Source organism: Streptococcus massiliensis DSM 18628, assembly GCF_000380065.1.
GTDB classification, from domain to species: domain Bacteria; phylum Bacillota; class Bacilli; order Lactobacillales; family Streptococcaceae; genus Streptococcus; species Streptococcus massiliensis.
On the sequence record NZ_KB904386.1, the window covers coordinates 1 to 20,470 of the forward strand.

Sequence of the window (20,470 nt, forward strand, 5' to 3'; positions counted from 1 at the left end):
CTTTCAGACTGTTTTTAAAACCTTTCTCAAGGACAAAGATAAAATTATCAACGCTCTTGAACTCCCTTACTCAAATGCAAAGCTAGAGGCCACTAACAACCTCATCAAAGTCATCAAGCGAAATGCTTTCGGCTTTCGGAACTTTGACAACTTTAAAACTAGAATCCTCATCGCTTTAAATATCAAAAAGGAGAGAACCAATTCGGTTCTCTCCAGGGTATGACTTTGCGTTAACCCACTACAGTTGACAAAGAGCCGCTTTTTTTGGAGATAAGGGACTATTGTCCCAGGCTCACTTTTAGTTATTTAAGTGTTTTTACATAGGCATCTACAGCCAAAATTGCATTCGCAATATCTGTCGCAGTAACCTTGAATGGCATTTGATGAATGGTTTCCCCCTCAATGGTAGCTTGCTTGCCAACCTTAAGCAGGTCTTGATAACTAGCATTTTCTAAATGAAGTTCTGCCAAAGTCGTTGGCATTTGGATTTTTTGATAAAAACGAATGTATTTATCCAGTTCTTCTTTGGGACGATTTTCTAAAAAGAGTTGAACAAGCGTTCCATAAGCCACTTTTTCGCCATGAGTTAGATGATGAATATCCCCAGTCAAAGCCGTAAAACCATTATGAATAGCATGCGCTGCCGCTAGACCACCACTTTCAAAACCAACACCACTCAAAAGTGTATTTGCTTCAATGATATTGTCCAAAGCAGGCGTCACAACTTGCACTTCGCAAGCAGCCATGGCTTGCAAGCCGTCGGCAAAGAGCGTTTCTTCGCATTTTTGCGCGATAGCAAGACCAGCCAAAGTTTGCTTGGCTCCAAGCATGTTTTGACCATGTGCTTCCTTGACTGCACGCGCTTCTACCCAAGTTGCCAAAGCGTCCGCAATTCCTGAAGCTAGTAAACGCTTAGGAGCTTTGGCAATGACTGCTGAGTCGACCAAGACCAAGTCTGGATTGCGAGAATAAAAAATGTATTTTTCAAAGGCTCCGTCCTCTGTATAGATAACTGATAAAGCCGATGTTGGGGCATCCGTTGAAGCAATGGTCGGGGCAATGACAACAGGCACTTTCAACATATCCGCAATCGCTTTGGCACTGTCAATCGTCTTGCCGCCACCTAAGCCGATAATCATATCGTTTTTCTTTTCTTCAGCTAGAGCAACGACCCGCGTGATTTCCTTTTCAGAAGCCTCGCCGTTGAAAGCCACATGATGTACCTGAAATCCATAGCGGATAAGGTATTCTTCAAATCGCTCACCGACAAGCTCATAAACCAAATCATCGCACAAAAGAAGAGGATGGTTTCCTAATTTAAGTAGGGGTTTGGCATTTTCAAACAGCGCATTTTCACCTTGAACATAGCGCGAAGGACTAGCAAAATATTTCATATCAGACCTCTTTTCTCTTAAATAGTAGTGCGACCGTGGATACTAGCCCAGTCGCTAGCAAAATCGTCAACTGCTTTTTCAATCGACGGCATGGCAAAGGCAGTAGCAAAAATATCTGGTCCAGCAGTAATGGCTTGCGCTCCTTGAGCAAGCGCACGATTGACTTGGGCAACATTTTTGAAAGATGCCGCAAGGATTTTTGAGTCAAACTGCTCTCTGCTAATTGCTTGTGCTAGTTGAGCGATCACTTCATCAGCCTGAATATTGAGATTTTCCATACGGTTGTAGTAAGGAGCTAGATAATCCGCTCCTGCTTCAATAGCCAATAGTCCTTGAAAAGTTGTATAAATGGCTGTCGCAGTAATCCGATAACCGTCCTTTTTCAGTACTTTCATGGCAGCCAAACCTGCTGGAGTGACTGGCACCTTGACATAGATATCCGCTCCTGCTTGCTCACGAATTTTAGCGGCATCTGCCAAGATCCCTTCATAATCCTTAGCAACCACTTGTATATGAATTGAAGCATTTGGGCCGATCACGTCTCGCACTTCTTGAATGCGGTTAAAAAAATCAATTTTCCCTTCTTTTTTCGCAATGGTGGGATTAGAGGTCACACCTGCTAGAGGCAAGACTTTTGACCATTTCTTTATCTCCTTTATATTTAATGTATCTAGCATAAATTCCATATTGTTCTTCCATTTCTATTTACTGATAAAAGAAGAAACGCGACTGGAGCATCTGCCCAAGAAGCGTTTCAGTTCAGCCTTTGCTCTAAATTTTATAAAGTATGTTCAGTACGTCCAATGATATCATCTTGCGTCGCCTTAGAAAGCACATTGAAGAAAGCTGAATAGCCTGCTACACGAACGATTAAGTCACGGTGCTTTTCAGGATGTTTTTGCGCATCTATCAAGGTTTCACGAGAGACAACATTGTACTGGATGTGGTAGCCATGCAAACGATTAAAGAATGTACGAAGAAGAGCAATCAGTTTTAGTTTATCTTCTTCTTTGGCTAAAGTTTGTGGGTTTACCTTTTGATTAAGGAGAACACCACCGACAATTTCATTGGTTGGTAATTTAGAAACCGATTTGAGAACAGATGTTGGGCCATTCTTATCCATGTTATGAGACGGTGAACAACCTTCTGCTAATGGAGTTCCTGCATTGCGTCCGTCAGGTGTTGCCAAAGTTCCACGTCCCTGACCAACGTTAGCAGAGATAGAGGATGTACCTGAGTAACGGATTCCCCCAATCGGTCCGCGACCATAGCGTGTATTTGGGTACTTAGCGATTTCATCGACATAGATGTCATAAGCATCTGTCACTAGTTTATCCGCATAGTCATTGTCATTACCGTATTTCGGAGCATCATTGATGAGCATCTGTTGGATTTCTTTGCCGCGTTCACCTGCATAGTCTGTTTCCAATGCCTGCCAGAGTTCAGCTGGTGTCAAGCGATTTTCTTCGAAGACTAGTTTCTTAATGGCTGCTAAGGAGTCTGATAAATTAGCAATACCAACTTGCAAGCCAGAAATATAGTCATAAACAGCTCCGCCTTCTTTCAGATGTTTGCCTCGACCGATACAATCATCTGTCAAAGCTGAGCATAGAATATCTGGCACTTCCCGCTCTAGAGACAAGTCAATAGCATTTTCAACGATAACGCTCATGCGTGTCAAATGGCGAAGTGTCTTGTCCCAAGCACTTTGTAATTCTGCGAAGCTCTTCATATCCTTGAAATGACCAAAGCTTGGGGCGAAACGTTTGCCGGAGGCAGGATCAATCCCGTCGTTCATGGTAATTAGGAGCACTTTTGGAAAGTTCATATAGCTCATACCGGTACAACGATAACCCCATTTACCGGGAACAGCTGTTTCCACACAACCAATGGCACTGTAATCATAAGCGTCTTCTTCTAGTACCCCTTTTTCGATAAAGGACGGAATAATAATCTCATCATTATTAAAAGCGGGCATACCAAAACCAAGTTTCATGACTTCAATACATTCGTTCATGAAGCGAGCGTCTAACCCTGCATGGTAACGAACAGTTAGATTTGGCTGTGGCAAATGAGTCTGAGCAACAGATTTCAAAACAAGATAAGACAAAGGATTGACAGCGTCTTTCTTATCGCGTGTTTGTCCACCAATAGTGACATTTTGATAAAGCGGACTTCCAGCAGACGAGAATGTATGAGCTTGACTACGCACCTTGTTAATCGTAATCGTCTTAATCCAGAGATTAGTCAAGCGTTCTACAATGCTATCTTCTGTTTCACGACCAGCTTCGAGGTCTGCTTTTACATAAGGATACATGTATTGGTCAAAGCGACCGTAAGAAAGTGAGTGACCATTGGATTCGATTTGCAAAATACACTGAATGAACCAGACTGATTGAACTGCTTCAGCAAAAGTTTCTGCTGGTTCGTACGGCACCTTAGAACAAATCCGAGCGATTTCTAAAAGCTCTGCCCTTCGTTGCAGAGTCGATGCTGTTTCTGCTAACTTTCTTGCCAACTTAGCATAGCGTTCTGCATAAGCCTTGACTGCATCAATGACGATAAAAATTGAGTCATAAAAGTGATATTTATCAATGCTAGCAGGGTCTGTTAAGTCGAGCGCAGCTTTGGCTGCACGAGCTCTTTCTTCGAAGCCTTTCAGACCGTATTGTAAAACCTTTTGGTAATTAACCGCAAGGTGAGCGTCGCCAGAATTCATCTTCCCTTCCATGCCAAAGAAGCCTGTTTCCATATAGACTTGCACTTCATCTGGCAGCATGACCCCCGCACGAGAACGAAGATTATTCTTTTCCCAGAAAGGAGCAATGCTACGTAACTGTTCCTTGGTTTCTTCAGTGATATAGAAGACATCACCGTCACGCTTTTCAAATAAATCTAGTTCGTTTAAAACAAACTCTAAAGTATATTCTGGGAAAATTGGAGCATCCTTATTAGAAGAGGCTTGATTTCCCGCAATCAAACTTTCATCTTCTATATAAATTGTCATGTTTTCCAAAATCTTTTTGAGCATATAAGCCCGTTTCAAAACATTAGGTTTTTCTTTATGTTCCTGATAGGCTTCTGTTACCAGAACTGCCCGCTCTGCATCGATATAAGGCTTTTTATTCAAAACATCCTCACGATATTTATTCATGCGGTCTGTTAACGAACCAAAATAGGCTGTTTTGATACTTGTTTCTGCTACTACTTGATTTCCCATGATTATTTTTCCTTTCTTTCGAAACTATTTTAGTTTCTTTTGTAACTTTATTATACTCTTTCAAGAGCTAATTTGTCAATCAAAAGAGAAATCGGTTAAAGAGTCAGTAAGAACTTGCACAATTGTGCTTATCAGATCTATGCCGTTTCTTTTTTCTCATTGTTATAGGCTAATTTGTCTTGGAAGCGGAAAAATGGGAAATAAACCACAACTGAGAGAGTTAAGATAAGAATTTGTACGACAGCTCCTTGCCATCCAGCAACTAAAAAACCAGAAATAATGGCAGGTGTGCTCCAAGGCAAAGTAACACCAGAAAACGGCTGCATAAAACCAATGGCAATTGAAGAATAAACAATGACAGCGGCTAAAATAGGTACGAAAATAAATGGCAGGAACATGATAGGATTCATAACAATCGGGAATCCAAAAACGACCGGTTCATTGACGTTGAAGAGTGCCGGGAAAGCAGCAACCTTGCCTAATGCTTTGTACTGTTTAGATTTGGCAGCAAAGAGCATGGCAACAACAAGACCAAAAGTAATCCCTGAACCAGATAAAATCAAGAAACTATCTAAAAATTGCTGAGTAACAATGTGAGCTCCCTTGTCAAGAGATAATTTGCCAGCGGCTAGCAAGGCTTTGTTGGCATCTAAGTTTGAAAGAAGAAGAGCGGTTACGACTCCATTGACTACAGACTGACCATGAACACCAAACCACCATAAGAACGAGATGAAAAATGCAATTCCTATGGCTCCATAGAGAGAACCTGTCAAACCTTGCAGCGGAGTTTGAATCACTTTATAAATCATTTCGATAAAAGTACCGCCATTTGTCAGTACTTTAGAAATAATGTAAACCACCATTGAAAGTAAGAAAATGGCAAAAGCTGGGATCATTGCTTCAAATTGCTTGGCAATCGCTTGGGGAACCTGCTCAGGCATTTTGATAACAATGTGCTTCTGAATGAAGACTGTATAAATCGCTCCTACCACTAAACCGATAATAATGGCTCCGATGATTCCTTGTCCACCAAACCAAACTTTAGCAATGGCATCAGCAATAGCCTCTCCTTTTTCTGGAATATAGGAAGAGCGAAGAAGAATGAAGAAAGCTGATACAGAAAGCACGCCCGCTGGTAGAGGTTCCACTCCGCTGTTTTTCGCATAAGAATAACCAATCGAAAAACAAGAAATCAAGCCCATAATGGCAAAAGTTCCCGCGTAAACTTGCATAAACGGTTCCGTCCAATTCGCTCCAAATATAGCAGCAATAGCATCATTTAACCCTTCAAAAGGTAGTTGTCCTATGATTAAGAAAATACTTCCTACAACCGTCAAAGGAAGGATAGCCAACATTCCATCTTTCAAGGCAATAATCCCACGCATATTGACAAACTTCATAATAGGGGCAATTATTTTTTGAGTATCCATTTTAGTCATAACTATGCTCCTTGCTCTTGTTCTAAAAGCCCTAAGGCGAGGTTCAACACTTTTTTACCGTCTAACATTCCATAGTCAGCCATGGGGATAACCGCAATAGGAATATGGTTTTCAGCACAAATTTTTTGAGATTTATCTAAAGTATAAGCTACTTGAGGTCCTAATAATGCGACATCTAGTTGTGGAGCATAATCAGCTAATTTAGCTTGAGAATAGGCTTCAATTTCTGTCTCTAAACCAAGCTCATTAGCTGCAATTTTCATGTTATTTACTAACATACCTGTGGAAAATCCTGCTGCACAAAACAAACCAATTTTAATCATGATAATTTCCTCCTTTTATTTATCCTTTTTTGCTCGTAATTCTTTTCGCAAGTCAATTATTTCCTTGATGAGATTGATTTCTGTAATTGTTGTCATCAAATGGTCTTGGGAATGTACAAAAAGTGCTGTGATTTCTGTTTTCGTTCCACCTGCTTCTTGAGCCAAAAATTGTGTTTGAAGATTATGAGCCTCCAACAAGGCCTCATCTGCTAGTTCTATTTCTTCTTCACTTTGAGTAAACTCTCCTTTCTTAGCATATTCTAATGCCTGATAAATATGCTGTTTCGCATCACCCGCATTAAGAATCAGCCCCATAATAATTTGGTCAGCTACAATTATTCCCATTTTATCCTCCTTTTTATTGATTCTATATTTGTTTTGTTAGAAAGTTTTTTACTTTCGTTTGTTAGCGCTTACAAAAATAATTTAACATCTTTAAGTTCTTTCGTCAATATTTATTAGACAAAAATGGTGTATTTTTATTTATAAACACAAATGTGCAATTTTGAAGTAAAAAAATATCACCACATAGTGGGATATTTTCTTTTTTTATTTAACTAAATTTAGTAAAGGTACTGTCATTATCCATGGCTAGAACTTTTAAAATCGTCTGTTCGTCTGTCACTAAATGATTGATATAACCAGCCCGCAAAACTGATAAAATGGCTTCTGCCTTGTAATCACCATAAGCAAGCGCCAACCGATTCGGTACTTTTTTTAAGCCCTCTAAAGAAATAGCAATCGTTCTGTCCTGCAGGTTAGGGTAAACAGACTGCCCTTCACCGTCAAAGAATCGACAACAAATTTCGCCAACTGCTTGTCTTTGCTTTAAATTAGCAAAATCATTGGCAGTAAGCATGTCTAACCACTGCCGATTATTAACATCAACCTGTCCGCCAATACCAACAACTGCTAAATCTAGCTCCTGCCAACTCCTCTTTAAATCTTCAAAATATTTGGATGAAAGAATGCCCTCTGCTAGCTTCTGGCTCTCTTGAACAATCGTTGCATTGATAAACGTGCATTCACCATGACATTTAAAAGCCATATTGTAAATCAAAGTGTTCACATGATAGCGGGCATTGATATGACTGGGGCCACCAGCTAAGGGGAAAAAATGAACATTGTTTAGGCGGCGATTACCAAGATTTTCTACCAAAAGACTGAGAGTCTTCCCCCAAGAAAAACCAATTTTCATCTCGTCATCTAAAAGCCCCTTGAGCACATTTGCTGCTGCCTGAGCAAACTTCTGCTCCAAACTAGCAGCGCTCTCTTCTAGACCATTTGTCACTAGTTCAAGCCCCTTAAGGCTGTATTTTTCTCTGACATAATTTTCCAAGTGAAAAAGATGCGTATCAAAATTTTTAATTTCAATTTTGACAATCCCTTCTTTCTTGGCTTCTGCTAGCATGCGACTAATGGTTGTCCGATAAATTCCTGTCTCTGTAGCAATTTCCGACTGACTTTTTTCTTCCATATAATAAAGATAAGCAATTTTAGCCAGCAACTTCATTCGTTCTTGTTTCATTAGTGCTACCTCTTTGCTAGACAATCGTCAAGTGAATGTTCGCCGAACGTAGTTGCTGAACAGCCGTTTCTGAGATGCCTGCATCGGTAATCACCTGAGCAACTTGTTTTAAACCAAAGCGCTTTACAGTCCCTCGCTTATCAAATTTACTAGAATCTGTCAAAATAATAACCTGCTCAGCGGCTTCCGACATATATTGCACCACCTCACTACGCATCAAATCTTTTCCAGTAAAGCCAAGTTCTTCATCATAGCCGTCTGTCCCCACAAAAGCATGGTCCACATGGAAAAACTGAATCATTTCTTTCAGCAAAGGTCCGACTGTTACTTGAGAATCTTTCTGAAATTCTCCACCTAGTAAAATAATTTTGCAAGAATCATAATTGCGAATATAGTCCGCAATAAAATAGGAATTTGTGATAATTTTTACATTTCGTTTACTTCGACAAATCTCTTCCGCCAGTAGGGCACAAGTCGATCCTGACTCAATCATAATTGTCTCATTATCTTCTACTAATTTAGCAGCAGCTTGAGCAATTCTTCGTTTCGTATCGTAATGAAAAGAAAGCCTGACATTTAAGTCATCCCCGCTATTTAAAACAGCATAACCGTGCTCACGATGTAAAAGTCCTTTAGCTTCTAACTTATCCAAATCTTTACGAATTGTTACTTTAGAAACTTGTAAAGTTTCTGACAAACTATTGACATCCACTTTTTCAAATTGAGAAACTAACCTAACAATTTCATCTAGTCGTTCCATTTTATCACCTCTTCCTTTATTATAACAAAAGATTATTAAAAAATAAAACAAAAATTCTTTACGTTCGTAATTGATTTTCTTTCGAAAATAAGTTATAATAAAATTATCAAATGGAGGAAAACTTATGGAAGTTGACAAAGGAATTATTTTCAATATTCAGCATTTCAGCATTCATGACGGACCAGGTATTCGTACAACCGTATTTTTGAAAGGTTGCCCTCTGCGCTGTCCCTGGTGCTCCAATCCTGAATCACAAAGAGCTCAGCCAGAGAAAATGCTTGATGCTACAACGAAGCTTCCTATTATCATGGGTGAAGAACGAACTGTAGAAGAAATTATTGAAGAAGTTATGAAAGATGTTGATTTCTACGAAGAATCTGGCGGCGGTCTAACTTTATCTGGTGGAGAAATTTTTGCTCAGTATGAATTTGCGCGCGCTATTTTAAAACGGGCAAAAGAAAAAGGACTACATACGGCTATTGAGACAACAGCTTTTGCGGAACATGAAAAATTTGTTGATTTGATTCAATTTGTTGATTTTATTTATACCGACCTGAAGCACTACAATACCATTCGTCATCGGAAAGTGACAGGTGTCAAAAATGAAATGATTATCAAAAATATCCATTATGCTTTTGCTCAAGGAAAAACTATTGTGCTGCGAATTCCTGTCATACCAGATTTTAATGATTCTTTAGAGGACGCTGAGCATTTTGCTAATCTCTTTAACGAGCTCAATATTAACCAAGTACAGCTTTTACCTTTTCATCAATTTGGCGAAAATAAATACAGTCTTCTCAATCGTAAATACGAAATGGCCGACGTCCAAGCTCTTCATCCAGAGGATTTATATGACTATCAAAAAGTTTTTCTCAATCACAAAATCAACTGCTTTTTCTAATTTCTCCCAGCGATTATTCGAAAGAAAATCGCTTTTTTATTTTTTTCAAAAAAAGGCTTGACATGGAACGCGTTTCAGCTGCTAGAATAAAATCAAGCTAGCGATTTTATAGAAAAAGAGGAAAAAATGATGAAACGAATCTTCACAGACATGGACGGAACTTTGCTCAACTCACACGGACGGCTTGCACCATCAAACGCGGCAGCCATTAAGGAAGCAGCTATCCCTGTTACCTTGGTTTCGGCTCGGGCACCTATGGAAATGCTTGAAGCAATCGAGGCTCTTGATTTGACCGGTCCACAAGTGGCTTTCAACGGCGGCTTGATTTACCAGATGAAAAACGGCAAGGTCTTGCCCTTGCATATTGATATTATCAAAAGAAAAACGGCTCAGGACTTGCTGGCAAAAGTGCGCCAGCATTTTCCCCAAGTCAGCCTCAGTTATTACGACCTGAATCACTGGTATTGTGATAAAATAGATAAAGGCATTCGTTATGAATATGACCTAACTAGACAAGCTCCTACTCTCATCAACGACCAGCAGCCTTTTCTCCAAGCACAAGAAAATACCTTTAAAATCATGATGATTTGCTTTGAGGAAGAGGGGATGCGCGAGCTCGAAAAGTACCTACAAGCTCTGGAGTTGCCCGATGTGTCCATTCAGCGCTCTGGCAAATTTTACCTAGAAATTACTAGCAAAAATGCTAAAAAATCCAAGGGCATCAGCTATATTCTCAAAAAGGAAGGGCTGGAAAAAGAGGAGACGGCGGCTTTCGGTGACGGCCACAATGACCTGCCCATGCTTGAAATGGTGGGCTATCCAATCGTCATGGCCAATGCTTTTGCGGACATCAAAAAGGTCGCCTACAAGGTGACCAAGTCCAACGACAAAGACGGAGTGGGCTACGGTATCCACAAATTTTTGAAGGGATTAAATCATGGCAAACATTCGACAAATCGCGAAACTCAGCGGTTATTCAGTTTCTAGCGTTTCGCGCGTTCTCAACAACCACCCTCACGTGTCAGACGAGGCGCGCGAGAAAATTCTCCAAGTCATCAGAGACTTGGACTACACGCCCAACATCCTTGCTAAGGAGTTGAGCTTGGGACAGACACACAAGGTCGGGGTTGTCATTCCCCACACGCGCCACCCTTATTTCACCCAGCTCTTGAACGGGCTTTTAGATGCGGCACAAGCTAGCCAGCACCAGCTGGTGCTCCTGCCTTCTCAGTACAATCAGGAGCTAGAGCTTTCTTATCTGGAACAGCTGCGCGGACACGCCTTTGATAGCCTGATTTTCACCTCGCGTAGTGTGGACTTGGAACGGATTGCTTCCTATGTAAAATATGGAAATATCGTCTGCTGCGAAAAAGTGGAAAATCAAAAAATTGGCTCAGTCTATGTCAACCGTGAGCCTGCTTATCTGCAAATCTATCAATATTTAAAAGAGCAAGATTTTCAAAACATCGCTCTGCTGCTCACGCGCGCAGAGAAGCAAAGTGCTACTTATCGTCATAATTTATCTGCCTACCAAAAAATATATGGTAAAAATAAGCCGCCACTCATTTTTGAAAGAATTGCCAACACTAAGGACGCCTACAAAGTCGCTCCGCAATTAGCTGCTTCAGATAAAATAGATTGTATCTTTACCAATGGAGACGACGTAGCGGCTGGCGTCATTCGCTATTATCAAGAGCACGGGCTAAGTTTGCCACTTACCATCGGGCAGGAAAATCAAATTAGCAGCCAACTCCTCGGCATTCCTACTGTGGACAATAAAAGCTACCAACTGGGGCAAGCTGCCTTTGCCCAGGCACTGGCTGAACAGGCAGATACAGTCGTTTTGATAGCAGAATTCATAAATAGATAAAACAGCAGAAAAAACTGCTGTTTTTCTATTTATTTCTTTGACAAATAGTTTTGAAAGCGTTACAATGATGCTGGATAAGGCAGCACAGTCACTGCCACAACACATTATTTATAATTAACTGTGGTAAAACCACACACTATAAAAAAACAGAAAGGAGTTTTTGCATGTACCACATTACTCTTAAGTCTCCCAGTCTGTCAGATGACGGATTTTGCCAAGAAATTACGCTCAATCCTTATTGGTCTTGGACAACTTTTTTCTTCAGTTTTTTTGTCCCGATTTTTCGCAAGGATTGGAAATGGGCAGCGATCTTCCTTACTATCGCATGGATTTTTAACTGGTCCATCTATCAGTTTGATCTGCCACGCTGGACTGAACTTCTCCACATGACTGCATTTGCTCTAATCTACAATCACATTTGGATGCGGCAAGCCTTACGTGAGGGCTGGCATGCCATTGATAAACGCGACCAAGAACGATTAGAACATTTACATGTTTAAATCTCTGTCATCATCAAAGAAAGTTTATCATTCTCGTTGGCTGATTAACTTTAACAGGAGCTATTGGTTATCTATTTTGTTCAGACAGGCAATTAACTAGAAACCATCTAAAGTTTTACAAAATTTTAGATGGTTTTTGTTTTATCTATTGCAAAAAAGTTCTATTTTTTATACTTAAGCGCGTTTGACATTAAAGCTAGATCTACTTAAAAGAAGGTGCTATGCCCAATCATTTAGAAAATCTCCAAGAACCTTCCCTTATTCCTTTAGCGATCCGAGCAAACGAAAGTAAAAGGGAAAATGCATGCTTCGTAGGTACTAAAGCATTGGAGCTGATTCAAATAGTCCCAGTGTCAGGGCAACTCTTGAAAGAGCAACTAAACTTATTTAACTTACCAAATCACGATACGCTCTGCCGGCTCCCGCCACATACCATCACTATTTTCAACACCAAAAGTAGTGAAAAATTCGTCAAAGTTTGGTACTTGTAGATTGACACGGAGTTTGGCTGGTCCATGCACATCCACGCTAGCTAATAATTGCATGTACTCTTCACGCGCTTTCATCCGCCAAATACGAGCATAATTGGTGAAAAATTCATCCGCAGAGAAGTCGGGTTCTTTTTTTGCAGCCTCTAAAGCACAGGCAACACCGCCTAAATCAGCGACATTTTCTGATACTGTCAATTTACCATTGACCTTAGCTCCATAGGAATCTTGCCCTTCAAAGAGGTTAATCACCTTTTGCGTTTTCTCGGTAAATGCTTCATAATCTGCCTCTGTCCACCAGTTGTTGAGGCTTCCGTTTTCATCAAAGGAAGCACCGTTCGTGTCAAAGGCGTGGGAAATCTCGTGAGCGATAACCGCTCCGATACCACCATAGTTTTCAGATGCCGTCTGCTCCAAATCATAAAATGGTGCCTGTAAAATTGCTGCTGGAAAAACAATTAAGTTCTTTTGTGGATCATAGTAGGCATTGACCATATGAGCTGGCATGCCCCACTCACTATAGTCAACCGGTTGATTCCACTCACTCCAATAATGAGCAATTTCAATTTTGCGTAAATTTTGTGCATTTTCAAGGAGGCTCAAATTTTCATCTACGATCTTCTTAGCATAGCGCTCAGGAAGCTTATCCGGATAACCAATATAAGGTTTGATGACATTGAGCTTCGTAATGGCTTTCTCGCGAGTTTCAGGTGTCAGCCAATCCTTCTTAGCAAGACGTTCCTTATAAACATCAATCATCGTCGCAACCTTCTTTTCAACATCAGCCTTCGCTGCTGCTGAAAATTTCTCATTTGCATACCAAAGTCCAATCGCCTGACTAAATGGTCCCTGTGCTAGATAAAAAGCAGCTTTTTTAGCACTTTGTGCCTCTGGTGTACCGGATAAAGCTCGACCATATGCCCCACTCAAAACACGAATCTCATCAGTCAAGTAACTAGTTGTTAAATTAACTGCACCAAGAATTAGGAATGCTTTTAACAAAGACCATGCTTCTTCGCTATAAAATTGCTCTGCTGCTTGCCAGAAACGCTCCTCTGGCACAATAATCTTGTCTGGAATTTGCCCTAAAACAGCTGTAAAATAATCATCCAAAGGAAGACTTGGAACCAAAGCTTTAAAATCTTCCCACTCATAAGGATGGTAAAGTTTAGCGTATTCTGAACTTTCTTCGCTAGAGAGGACAACCTTGGCTACGCGGGCATCTAATTCTAAAACTTTATTTAAAAGCTCTGTTATCTCTACTTCTTCAAAACCATAAGCCTTCAAAAGTGCCGTCTCTGACTCCCTCCAAATTGCTAACAGCTGCTCACGTTGTGGATGATCTTCAGCATAGTAAGTGGTATCAGGCAAGATCGTAGACAAGCCTTCCGCCCAGAGAACGTTGATGCGTGCATCCATGAAGTCAGGAGCCACTCCAAAAGGCAAAGCGTTAGGCTTGCCGTCTAAACTGTATTCAGCCAAACGTTTCTTGTAGTCTTCATAGGTCAGATTTTGGAATTCTTCAATCAAGGATCTAGCAGGGGCCGTCCCTAATTCTGTCCGCTTAGCATCATCTGCTGCTAAACGGTGGTATTTAACAAAATTCTGTAAAATCGCATCTTCTGGCACCTCTTCGCCTGCCAGCCATTTATCAGTTGTGGCAAGCATTAAGTCCTCAATCTTGTCATGAATATCAGTAAAACCGCCAGTCACTGGTTTATCGTTAGGAATAATCGCTGTTTTCGCCCATTCGCCATTAATCGCTTCATAAAAATCATCTTGCAAGCGTGTCATAAAATTTCCTCATTTCATTAAGTTTGTGACTATAATAGCAAAATCGCTTACATTTTTCAAATGATAAAAATTAATATTTAGGGAAAGTCCGAATACACTTTCAAAACACGATTTTTATCTTAAAATTTTCTGAATTTAACTTGACTTAATTTTATTTTTAAGGTAAACTAAAATTAAGGTGAACATAGGATGGGCTCCTCTTAGAAAAAGCGTGACGACGCTGGGAGCATAACTAGTCACTCAATAAAGGAGTTTAAACAAATTTATGATTACAATTAACCAACTAAGTGTCGCTTACCAGCAGACATTGGCTTTAGAGAATGTTTCTCTAAAGATTGAGGGACCAACCATTACTGGTATTATAGGCCCTAATGGTGCTGGTAAATCAACCCTTATCAAAGGCATGCTGGGGATTATCCCTCACGAAGGTTCTGCTGAACTTGACGGTAAGCCGATAAAAGAACAACTATCACGCATTGCTTATGTTGAGCAAAAAGCACAGATTGATTATAATTTCCCGATTACAGTAAAAGAATGTGTGTCACTAGGTCTCTATCCACACATGAAATTCTTCCAACGCTTTAAAGCCAAAGATTGGCAGCGAGTAGATGAAAGTTTGGCAACTGTGGGACTTTCTGACTATGCTAATCGGCAAATTAGTCAACTTTCTGGCGGACAATTTCAACGGGTCTTGATTGCACGCTGTCTGGTACAAGAAGCAGATTACATCTTTCTTGACGAGCCCTTTGTGGGCATTGACTCAGTCAGCGAAGAGATTATCATGACAACACTTTGCAAACTCAAAGCAGCAGGCAAGACGATTCTCATTGTTCATCATGACTTGAGTAAAGTTCCTAGCTATTTCGATCAAGTTTTGATTCTTAATCGCGAACTAATCGCTTTTGGTCCAACCGAAGAAACATTTGTCGCGGAGAAACTCAAGGCGGCTTATGGAAATGCTCTTATTATTCAAGGAGGTGCCTAAATGCTTGAATTTATCCAAGGATTGCAGGACTTTCACTTCCTGCAAAATGCGTTGATTACAGCTATTATTATCGGAATTGTTGCTGGAGCAGTGGGCTGTTTTATCATCCTACGGGGGATGTCGCTCATGGGAGATGCCATTTCTCATGCGGTTTTACCTGGTGTTGCTGTTTCCTACATTTTGGGAATTAACTTCTTCATCGGTGCCATCGTCTTTGGGCTTTTGGCTTCTGTTATTATTACCTATATCAAGGGCAATAGTATCGTCAAAAGTGATACTGCCATCGGGATTACCTTTTCTTCCTTTCTAGCTTTAGGGGTCATTCTGATTGGGGTTGCCAATAGCTCCACCGATTTATTCCATATTCTATTTGGGAATATCTTGGCCGTCCAAGATATTGATCTTTGGATTACTATCGGAGTTGCTGTGCTCGTTTTATTCATTATAGCTATATTCTTTAGACAGCTTCTGATTACATCCTTTGATCCACTTCTGGCACGTGCCATGGGAATGCCGGTCAATTTTTATCACTATCTTTTGATGATACTTTTGACCTTGGTATCCGTAACTGCCATGCAAAGTGTAGGAACCATTCTGATTGTAGCCATGCTGATTACTCCGGCAGCTACTGCCTACCTCTACGCGAACAGCCTAAAGTCTATGATTTTTCTATCTTCGACTTTAGGTGCTCTATCATCTGTTATAGGACTTTTTGTTGGTTACACATTTAACGTCGCTGCAGGTTCAAGCATTGTCTTGACCTCTGCTATCCTCTTTGCTGTCAGCTTTGTCATCGCACCGAAACAACGAGGACTTAAGATGGAAGCAAAACTTAAAGAACGGTCGTAATGAATTCGACTAAAATCTCAGCAAAGATAATCTGCTGACAACCTTATATCTTAATCAAGGAGAAAGAAATGAAAAAATTAGGAATTTTCCTTTGCGCTCTGTTAGCCGTAGTTGGACTAGCAGCATGTTCAAGTAACAATAAATCAGACAAAGCCGATTCTGATAAAATCAAAGTCGTAGCAACCAATTCTATTATCGCAGACATTACTAAAAATATCGCTGGTGGTAAGATCGATTTGCATTCTATTGTACCTGTCGGCAAAGACCCTCATGAATACGAACCACTGCCTGAAGATGTCAAAAAGACTTCTCAAGCGGACTTGATCTTCTATAATGGGGTAAACTTGGAAACCGGTGGTAATGCTTGGTTTAGCAAGCTTGTTAAAAATGCCAAGAAAGAAGAAAACAAAGACTACTACGCTGTCAGCGACGGTATTGATGTCATCTACCTTGAAGGACAAAATGAAAAGGGCAAGGAAGACCCGCACGCTTGGCTCAATCTTGAAAACGGGGTTATTTATGCTAAAAACATCGCTAAACATTTAAGTGAAAAAGATCCTAAAAATAAAGAATTCTACGAGAAGAATCTCAAAGCTTATGTTGAAAAATTAGAAACCTTGGACCAAGAAGCTAAAAAGAAATTCGACAACATTCCTGCTGAAAAGAAATTAATCGTAACCAGCGAAGGCTGCTTCAAGTACTTCTCTAAAGCTTACGGTGTTCCATCAGCTTACATCTGGGAAATCAACACTGAAGAAGAAGGTACACCGGATCAAATCAAGACTTTGGTTGAAAAATTGCGTCAAACCAAAGTACCATCTCTCTTTGTAGAATCTTCTGTTGATGAGCGCCCAATGAAAACTGTTTCTAAAGACACAGGTATCCCAATCCACGCTAAAATCTTCACCGACTCTATCGCTGAAAAAGGCGAAGAAGGAGATAGCTATTACGCTATGATGAAATACAACTTGGACAAGATTGCTGAAGGATTGTCAAAATAAGAATCTAAAAACACCTTGGTGGCTAGCAGTCATCAAGGTGTTTTAAATTATGCTTACTTCCTTAACTCTCTGACAGTCAGGCCAAAAAACAATATACTATAAATTGCATTAATTAAAACAAAAATAAGCAATTCCATCCATGACATATCTGTTAAAGCACGACTACGTAAAGCAATCATAATCTGAGAATAGGGATAAAATCGGCTCAATCCCTCTCCTACAAACAAAAGAAGAAAACCGCCAATGGAGCCAATAGCTGAAAAAGCGACAGATTTTGCAAAATTTCGAGTCTTTGATAGGATAAAAGCCTGTACCATCATTATACTGATAGAGCCTATCAAGGATAAAAATACCCATTTGAGGTGAACAGCTATTTCTGGAATAACCTGTATCTGTTCAAAGCTCAGTGCTACGCTCCAAATAAGGACCAAAAGAAGTTGTAAGGGAACTGTTACGAATAATACTGTAAGAATCTTGCTTATTACCAATTTAGAAAGAGACACCTGATTGACACGCAACATTTCAAGTGTTGTCCGTTCAAATTCTGGCATCATGCTAATCCCCATAAAAATCGCTAATAATGCTGGATAAAATATCTGGCTATTTAATAAGGTAAGCTGCCCCCACATGACCCAAGTCTGAGTTCCTTCCACAAATACAGAACGATTAAGAAAATAAGTGCTCAAGCCTATAAAACTAGATATACTCAACAGCAAGATTCCAATTCCAAGTAATTGCATTTTATGTAACTTTCGCCACTCTGCAGATATATATCCTATCATATCATCATCCCTTTTCTACCTTGAATAGCCCCTCTAGCTAGTGCATAGACAAGTGTAGCATAAAGTATGTAGATACCGATCTTTAATAAAAGCTGATTATCAAGTGTATAGACAGCAGTACTTGTAACAGAATTATAGCTAAACTTATAGGGAGCCAAAAATCCTGTTCCCTCCCAAGGAAGTAAAAAGGCCCACCATTGATCTGTTCTCGCTTGAAAAATCATCCCGACAAAGGAACCAATAAACCCCATAGATAACACCAGCCCTTGCTTTTCATAGTACATCGCGATAGAAATGTAAAGACATATTTGAACAAAACTTGACAAAGAAAGTCTGAGTACCTGTAGTAATAACAGCTGTAAAGAGACACTTTGCCATTTAAACAAGCTTATATAAATTCCCAAAAGCCCTGTAAAGATAACTGCTAAGCCCATAAAGAATAGCGTTGAGAAGTAAAGTTTATCATGAAAAATTCCACTCACTCCTCTGCCATTACTTGCTTGTAATTTAAAAGTCCGTCCTTCTTTCTCATTACTCACAATTCGCGAAGCAAATATACTAATTGCCAGAGGTAAAACGAAGGTATAGATATCCTGATTACAGAAATAAAACGCTACCTCAGTTAGTTTTTCCTTTGAAACAAGAATAGTCCATAAAAATCCAAATCCAAGTATCGCAATCGCAATAGCGAAAGATTTTGTACGCTTCGATTTTAGAAGCTCAATTTGCAATGCTTTTACCATACTAGGCCTCCTTTGTTAATGTTAGAAAAATATCTTCTAGACTTTCTTTTTCTCTGACAACCCTAAAGATTGGATATCCCGCTCTGACTAGTTCTTTCACGAGTAAAGCAATTCGATCATCTGGTAGATTTTTTAGCTTCATTTGCCCATTTTTAACCTCAAGAATAGGTACTTTAGTCTGTTGATTCAAAAATTGAAGCATATTATGTTGTGAGAAGTCTCCACTAATTTCAATCCACATATTGGACTTTATCGTTTCAACATCTCCTTCATAGACGAGTTGCCCCCTGTTAATAATACCAACACGATCAGCTAAATGTTCAATTTCTGATAAGATATGACTGGAGATAAATACAGTGATACCTTCCTCTTTAGCAAGTCGGATAATTAATTGACGAATTTCATGAATTCCCGCAGGATCAAGTCCATTCGTTGGCTCATCTAATAACAAAATTTTAGGTTTCTTAACAAGAGCAAAACCCAAGGCTAATCGTTGTTTCATTCCCAAAGAATAGGCTTTAACTAATTTTTTCCTATTCTTTTCCTCAGCTAAGCCTACAAGCTCAAGTGCAGGCCAAATATTTCTTTTGTCAAAACCAATCATCTTTTGAAAAACTAAAAGATTTTCATACCCTGTCAAATTCGGATAATAAGATGGTTCCTCAATCATTGATCCAATGCTATTCAAATAGTCTGTTTTAGCTCTCACTGATTTGCCATAAACTAAAATTTCCCCCGAAGTCGGTTGAATGAGAGATAAAATCATTTTCATCGTGGTCGTTTTTCCAGCGCCATTTGGGCCTAAAAAACCATAAATCTCTCCTTCCTTAACGGTTATTTTATCCAGACTAACTGTTTTGGCATCGCCATAAACTTTTGTAACTTGGTTTAACTCAATCACATTTCTCATTTTCCTACTCCTATCATTTTGATAACTTTAGTATAATACGGTCTTTTTATTCTTACCATAACTTAAGCTTACAAAAAGCCTTTTATTCTTACATTTTTGTAAGAATAAAAGACCTAAATTTTCCAAACAAATTATTTAGAAAGTTCTTTCAAATATAGTACAACTGGAGTAGAAATTTCATTTGGAGGACTTTTATGACAACCTTTCTTGGAAATCCTGTTACTTTTACAGGGAAGCAACCTCAAGTCGGTGACACTGCACCTGACTTTTCACTCACATCAACCGACCTCAGCAAAAAGACGCTGGCTGATTTCGCGGGCAAAAAGAAGGTGCTGAGCATCATTCCGTCCATTGATACAGACGTCTGCTCTACTCAAACCCGCCACTTCAACCAAGGACTGTCTGATTTGGACAATACAGTGGTTATCACCATTTCAGTTGATCTGCCTTTTGCCCAAGGAAAATGGTGCGCAGCTGAAGGCATCGAAAATGCAGTGCTGCTGTCTGACTACTTCGACCATTCTTTCGGGCGCGACTACGCTGTCCTCATCAATGAATGGCACTTGCTGGCACGCGCCGTTCTCGTCCTTGACGAAAACAACAAAATTACTTACGCCGAGTATGTTGACAACATCAACTCCGAGCCCGACTACCAAGCAGCTATCAATGCTATTAAGAATTTGTAAAAAACAAAGACTTGAACTACAATATTGGCTCTTTGTCAACTGTAGTGGGTTGATGTCAGCTAAGATCTGGAGAGAACCGAATTGGTTCTCTCCTTTTTGATATTTAAAGCGATGAGAATTCTAGTTTTAAAGTTGTCAAAGTTCCGAAAGCCGAAAGCGTTGCGCTTGATAACCTTGATAAGGTTGTTAGTGGCCTCTAGCTTAGCATTTGAGTAGGGAAGTTCCAAAGCATTGATAATCTTGTCCCTCTCTTTCAAAAAAGTCTTAAAAACAGTCTGAAAGATAGGGTTTACAGAA

Annotated in this window: 22 protein-coding genes; 9 read left to right on the forward strand and 13 right to left on the reverse strand. The window is 39.8% G+C overall.

Annotated features, from left to right (window positions below):
• Positions 1-223: ISL3 family transposase (locus tag A3I3_RS0104995; RefSeq protein ID WP_018371637.1), on the forward strand; the 223-nt coding region annotated here is incomplete at its 5' end.
• 79 nt (positions 224-302) lie between these two features.
• On the opposite strand, the gene A3I3_RS0105000 is transcribed toward A3I3_RS0104995, so the two are convergent.
• From A3I3_RS0105000 to A3I3_RS0105035, 8 genes are all read right to left on the reverse strand, one after another.
• The gene (locus A3I3_RS0105000; RefSeq protein WP_018371638.1) at positions 303-1,394 is read right to left on the reverse strand and encodes a glycerol dehydrogenase; all 1,092 of its coding nucleotides are present in this window, start codon (positions 1,392-1,394) and stop codon (positions 303-305) included.
• A gap of 17 nt (positions 1,395-1,411) precedes the next feature.
• The gene (locus A3I3_RS0105005; protein WP_018371639.1) at positions 1,412-2,080 is read right to left on the reverse strand and encodes a fructose-6-phosphate aldolase; all 669 of its coding nucleotides are present in this window, start codon (positions 2,078-2,080) and stop codon (positions 1,412-1,414) included.
• Positions 2,081-2,172: 92 nt separating this feature from the next.
• A complete protein-coding gene (locus tag A3I3_RS0105010; protein ID WP_018371640.1) occupies positions 2,173-4,614 on the reverse strand; it encodes a glycyl radical protein in 2,442 nt (813 codons plus the stop codon).
• A 137-nt stretch (positions 4,615-4,751) separates the two neighbouring features.
• Positions 4,752-6,053: a PTS sugar transporter subunit IIC gene (locus A3I3_RS0105015; protein ID WP_018371641.1), complete on the reverse strand. Its 1,302-nt coding sequence runs from the start codon at positions 6,051-6,053 to the stop codon at positions 4,752-4,754.
• Positions 6,054-6,055: 2 nt separating this feature from the next.
• A complete protein-coding gene (locus A3I3_RS0105020) occupies positions 6,056-6,376 on the reverse strand; it encodes a PTS sugar transporter subunit IIB (protein ID WP_018371642.1) in 321 nt (106 codons plus the stop codon).
• A gap of 15 nt (positions 6,377-6,391) precedes the next feature.
• Positions 6,392-6,721, reverse strand: coding sequence for a PTS lactose/cellobiose transporter subunit IIA (locus A3I3_RS0105025; protein ID WP_018371643.1), 330 nt, complete (start codon positions 6,719-6,721; stop codon positions 6,392-6,394).
• A 208-nt stretch (positions 6,722-6,929) separates the two neighbouring features.
• The gene (locus A3I3_RS0105030; RefSeq protein ID WP_018371644.1) at positions 6,930-7,904 is read right to left on the reverse strand and encodes a sugar-binding transcriptional regulator; all 975 of its coding nucleotides are present in this window, start codon (positions 7,902-7,904) and stop codon (positions 6,930-6,932) included.
• Positions 7,905-7,920: 16 nt separating this feature from the next.
• Complete coding sequence (locus A3I3_RS0105035; protein WP_018371645.1) at positions 7,921-8,664, reverse strand: DeoR/GlpR family DNA-binding transcription regulator; 744 nt, start codon at positions 8,662-8,664, stop codon at positions 7,921-7,923.
• 124 nt (positions 8,665-8,788) lie between these two features.
• Between A3I3_RS0105035 and A3I3_RS0105040 the strand changes: the two genes are divergently transcribed.
• From A3I3_RS0105040 to A3I3_RS0105055, 4 genes are all read left to right on the forward strand, one after another.
• A complete protein-coding gene (locus tag A3I3_RS0105040; RefSeq protein WP_018371646.1) occupies positions 8,789-9,565 on the forward strand; it encodes a glycyl-radical enzyme activating protein in 777 nt (258 codons plus the stop codon).
• Positions 9,566-9,691: 126 nt separating this feature from the next.
• Positions 9,692-10,552 carry a Cof-type HAD-IIB family hydrolase gene (locus A3I3_RS0105045; protein ID WP_018371647.1) on the forward strand — a complete coding sequence of 287 codons (861 nt, stop codon included), beginning with the start codon at positions 9,692-9,694 and terminating at the stop codon, positions 10,550-10,552.
• Complete coding sequence (locus A3I3_RS0105050; protein ID WP_018371648.1) at positions 10,503-11,435, forward strand: LacI family DNA-binding transcriptional regulator; 933 nt, start codon at positions 10,503-10,505, stop codon at positions 11,433-11,435. The genes A3I3_RS0105045 and A3I3_RS0105050 overlap by 50 nt, the downstream gene beginning before the upstream one ends.
• Before the next feature lie 164 nt (positions 11,436-11,599).
• Complete coding sequence (locus tag A3I3_RS0105055) at positions 11,600-11,935, forward strand: hypothetical protein (RefSeq protein WP_018371649.1); 336 nt, start codon at positions 11,600-11,602, stop codon at positions 11,933-11,935.
• Between the two features lie 392 nt (positions 11,936-12,327).
• Here the strand turns inward: A3I3_RS0105055 and A3I3_RS0105060 are convergent, their stop codons facing one another.
• On the reverse strand, positions 12,328-14,217 hold the full coding sequence (locus A3I3_RS0105060; RefSeq protein WP_018371650.1) for a M13-type metalloendopeptidase: 1,890 nt from the start codon (positions 14,215-14,217) through the stop codon (positions 12,328-12,330).
• Between the two features lie 265 nt (positions 14,218-14,482).
• Between A3I3_RS0105060 and A3I3_RS0105065 the strand changes: the two genes are divergently transcribed.
• The 3 genes from A3I3_RS0105065 (at position 14,483) to A3I3_RS0105075 (ending at position 17,052) form a co-directional block, all read left to right on the forward strand.
• Positions 14,483-15,202, forward strand: a complete 720-nt coding sequence (locus A3I3_RS0105065) for a metal ABC transporter ATP-binding protein (protein WP_018371651.1) — start codon at positions 14,483-14,485, stop codon at positions 15,200-15,202.
• Positions 15,203-16,051, forward strand: a complete 849-nt coding sequence (locus tag A3I3_RS0105070; protein WP_018371652.1) for a metal ABC transporter permease — start codon at positions 15,203-15,205, stop codon at positions 16,049-16,051. It abuts the gene before it with no gap.
• Between the two features lie 68 nt (positions 16,052-16,119).
• On the forward strand, positions 16,120-17,052 hold the full coding sequence (locus tag A3I3_RS0105075) for a metal ABC transporter substrate-binding protein (RefSeq protein WP_018371653.1): 933 nt from the start codon (positions 16,120-16,122) through the stop codon (positions 17,050-17,052).
• A gap of 53 nt (positions 17,053-17,105) precedes the next feature.
• Here A3I3_RS0105075 and A3I3_RS0105080 read toward each other — a convergent pair whose 3' ends face one another.
• Genes A3I3_RS0105080 through A3I3_RS0105090 form a run of 3 tightly spaced genes read right to left on the reverse strand, consistent with a single transcriptional unit; the run spans position 17,106 to position 19,487 of the window.
• The gene (locus tag A3I3_RS0105080; RefSeq protein ID WP_026129853.1) at positions 17,106-17,831 is read right to left on the reverse strand and encodes an ABC transporter permease; all 726 of its coding nucleotides are present in this window, start codon (positions 17,829-17,831) and stop codon (positions 17,106-17,108) included.
• Entirely contained in the window at positions 17,831-18,577 is a 747-nt protein-coding gene (locus tag A3I3_RS0105085) for an ABC transporter permease (RefSeq protein WP_018371654.1), read from the reverse strand. The genes A3I3_RS0105080 and A3I3_RS0105085 overlap by 1 nt, the downstream gene beginning before the upstream one ends.
• 1 nt (position 18,578) lies before the next feature.
• On the reverse strand, positions 18,579-19,487 hold the full coding sequence (locus A3I3_RS0105090; protein ID WP_018371655.1) for an ABC transporter ATP-binding protein: 909 nt from the start codon (positions 19,485-19,487) through the stop codon (positions 18,579-18,581).
• A 194-nt stretch (positions 19,488-19,681) separates the two neighbouring features.
• On the opposite strand from A3I3_RS0105090, the gene tpx reads away from it, so the two are divergent.
• On the forward strand, positions 19,682-20,173 hold the full coding sequence (gene tpx, locus A3I3_RS0105095; protein ID WP_018371656.1) for a thiol peroxidase: 492 nt from the start codon (positions 19,682-19,684) through the stop codon (positions 20,171-20,173).
• 59 nt (positions 20,174-20,232) lie between these two features.
• Here tpx and A3I3_RS0105100 read toward each other — a convergent pair.
• The coding region (locus A3I3_RS0105100; RefSeq protein ID WP_018371553.1) for an ISL3 family transposase at positions 20,233-20,470 on the reverse strand (238 nt) is incomplete at its 5' end.